The 3,208-nt window shown below is 49.2% G+C and carries 1 protein-coding gene; it reads left to right on the top strand.

Features of this window, described 5'->3' with window-relative positions:
* Positions 1-3,208: calcium-binding protein (locus tag PsAD37_RS19925; protein WP_275078339.1), on the top strand; the 3,208-nt coding region annotated here is incomplete at both ends.

Below are 3,208 nucleotides of genomic sequence, written 5' to 3'. Positions count from 1 at the left end.
CAGATGCCGGGGCCAATGCGGCGATCTCTGTTGTTAACCAGCTGATCATGGCAGAGATCTTCTCCGATGTTGCTGGTGATGGTGTTGGCGGCGAAGTCTTCGAGGCAGTTGTTGGCTCTGGGCTTGATGCTTTGCTTGCAACTGGCGCTGACTTGCTCTTTGAAACAGATGTGTTTGTCAACCTGTTTCAGGATGTTGGCTTATCTGCAGACTCTATCAACACCATTCAGGGCATAGGAAACATCGATCCTGTCAGCATGGTAATGACAGCAGTGATCAATGCGGTTCTGCCGGACCTAGAAACGATTGAGGGACAGATTGCTTCAACCGTCACTTCCATTGCGATCACTACATTTACCATAATTACGCAAACGTTCAGTGCATTTACCGGACCAATTGGAGCTATCCTTAGTTTCATCGTGGGGTCCATCTTCGACAGTATATTTAAGAAGTATCCGCAAGCGTTCACACATGTCGGCTTTGATGAGGATACCGGACAATTTGTTATCCTGGATACCTGGTCCAAGGATGGTGGCAACACGGAACTATCCAAGGCTTTAGCGCAAGCTTACGTAGATGGCATGAACGGCTTTGTAGATCTAGTGAAGGCCGAATCTCACAATTATGATGAACTTGGTCAGTGGTCATTTGGACATTATGAAGATGCCCTCAAAAATGCGGGTAAATTTGGTCGAACATTTAAAGATTTCCAATCTACTTATCTGGATGCATTTGTTCAAGACATGGCTGCAGCCGATATTATTGACGGTCAGCGAGCAGTTGTTAGAGCTTTGGAAAGCGTGAATATTGAAGGATATAGGATCTATCGAGAGCATTCGGATGTAGTTGAAAGCATTAAGAATGCATATATTGAAGGTGGTCGCTTTTGGGGCCGTTATGAGTACAATCATGACAAAACGTTCAGTGAAAACACCAAGTATTGGGAAAATAAATTATTCAAAATATATCATTCGAAAGATAGTAGGCCGTTATGGCCTGTTTTTGTAGCTTGGGATCTCCAAGACGTGACTAAAGATCACTCATTTGAAACTTTAAGTGAGTTTGATAAATTCTTTTCGTTGGAAGGTAAAAACCTCTCTGATTCAGACCTCACCCAGCTCGTCCTAAGTCGGATGCAAATCGCAAATGACTATCACAAGTATCTTGAGAACCGCGAGACCATTAACACTCTGATCGCAGCAGAACCAGAAAGTGCGTTTGCTGCTGGTTGGTTGGCAACTTTTATTGCGGCCAAAGATCTGGGATTGGATGATCCTTACATTCTTGATGGGGATGAGATCGACAACGTCTTTTACACCGCTGATGGCGATGATGTAATTGATGGCAAATCCGGTGACGATCTGATCAAAACCTATGGCGGAGATGATATTCTCAAAGGCGGCACAGGTGATGACACACTGATCGGCGGCATCGGAGATGACCGGCTCGAAGGAGGGGCTGACAATGATACCTATGTCATTGCTGGCAGCTTTGGCAAAGATGTTGTCATCGACAGTTCCGGCAGTCTTGATACCATTCGCTTTGAAGGTACCATCACGCTTTCTGATCTGAAGTTCGTAGAAGATGGCGATGATCTGCTGGTCTACAAGCTGGATCATGATAATCCAGAAACCGCTCTGGACGAGCTCTCAAACGTGCTGCGCATTAAAGATTGGCAGAGTTCCATCGAGCGCTTCGAGTTCGCCGATGGATCAATCAAGGGCCGCCTTGCCCTTCTCAGCGAAGGCAATGACACCTTTACAGGAACATCATCAGACGACCTGCTCATGGGACTTGGCGGCAACGACACGCTGAACGCAGGCAGCGGACACGACACGCTTGTTGGCGGTGCCGGCAATGATCAGCTCAAGGGCGGCTCAGGCAACGACACCTACATCTTTGAGCGCGGCTTTGGCGAGGATACTCTGACAGAGACCTCCGGCACCGACACCCTCCGCTTCACAGACGGCATCACACTGGCAGACCTGAAGATTGTCGCTGATGCGGGTGACCTGAAGTTCTATCTGATTGACCCAACCAAGCCAAATCAGGCCCTGGATGACATCACCGATGTCCTGACCATCAAGAATTGGAGCGCCGATAACCCACACATCGAGCGTTTTGAGTTTGCTGACGGGTCGGTGCTGAGTGAGTTCAAATTTCGGGAAGACGGTCGCATGGAGCTGCATGGTTTCAACAACGAAACCAACATGATTATGGGCACTGAGCTGAGCGATTTTATCTATGGTGGCTCAAAATCAGATATACTTTATGGCGGCGATGCCGGTGCCAGCGCGCAGTATCTCATTGGCCGTGGCGGTGATGATACCTACCTGATTGGCCGTGATAAAGGTGGTTCCTGGATCACCCGCAGTGCAGAAACCAGCTCAGGAGGAACTGACACAGTAAAGTTCCGTGACCTGACGCTGGATGATCTGCGCATCGAAGCTTATGAACACGAAAATCAGGGAACGAGCCTTCGGCTTGGCTGGACTACAGCAGACGGTAATGCTGGAACACTGAATGTGGCTGACATGGGCGAGCACATCGAGCGCTATGAGTTTGCTGATGGCACAAGCCTGAGTGAGTTCAAGGTTCGGGAAGACGGTCGCATGGAGCTGTATGGTTTCAACAATGAAACCAACATGATTATGGGCACTGAGCTGAGCGATTTTATCTATGGTGGCTCAAAGAATGATGTTCTTTATGGCGGCGATGCGGGGGCTGGATGGCAATACCTCCATGGCCACGGCGGTGATGATACCTACCTGATTGGCCGTGATAAAGGCGGTTCCTGGATCACCCGCAGTGCAGAAACCAGCTCAGAAGGAACCGACACGGTAAAGTTCCGTGACCTGACACTGAATGATCTGCGCATCGAAGCTTATGAGCACGAAAATCAGGGAACTGCCCTTCGGCTTGGCTGGACAACCGCAGACGGCAAAGCAGGGTCCCTACATCTTGCAGACCTGGGCCAGAATATCGAACGTTATGAGTTTGCCGATCGCACAAGCCTGAGTGAGTTCAAGGTTCGTGAAGATGGCCGCATGGAGCTGCATGGGTTCAGCAATGAAACCAACCTGATTATGGGCACTGAGCTGAGCGATTTTATCTATGGTGGCTCAAAGAATGATGTTCTTTATGGCGGCGATGCGGGGGCTGGATGGCAATACCTCCATGGCCACGGCGGTGATGATACCTACCTGAT

This window comes from Pseudovibrio sp. Ad37 (genome assembly GCF_001623075.1).
Lineage (GTDB): Bacteria > Pseudomonadota > Alphaproteobacteria > Rhizobiales > Stappiaceae > Pseudovibrio.
This window is presented reverse-complemented; position numbering and strand designations above follow the sequence as displayed.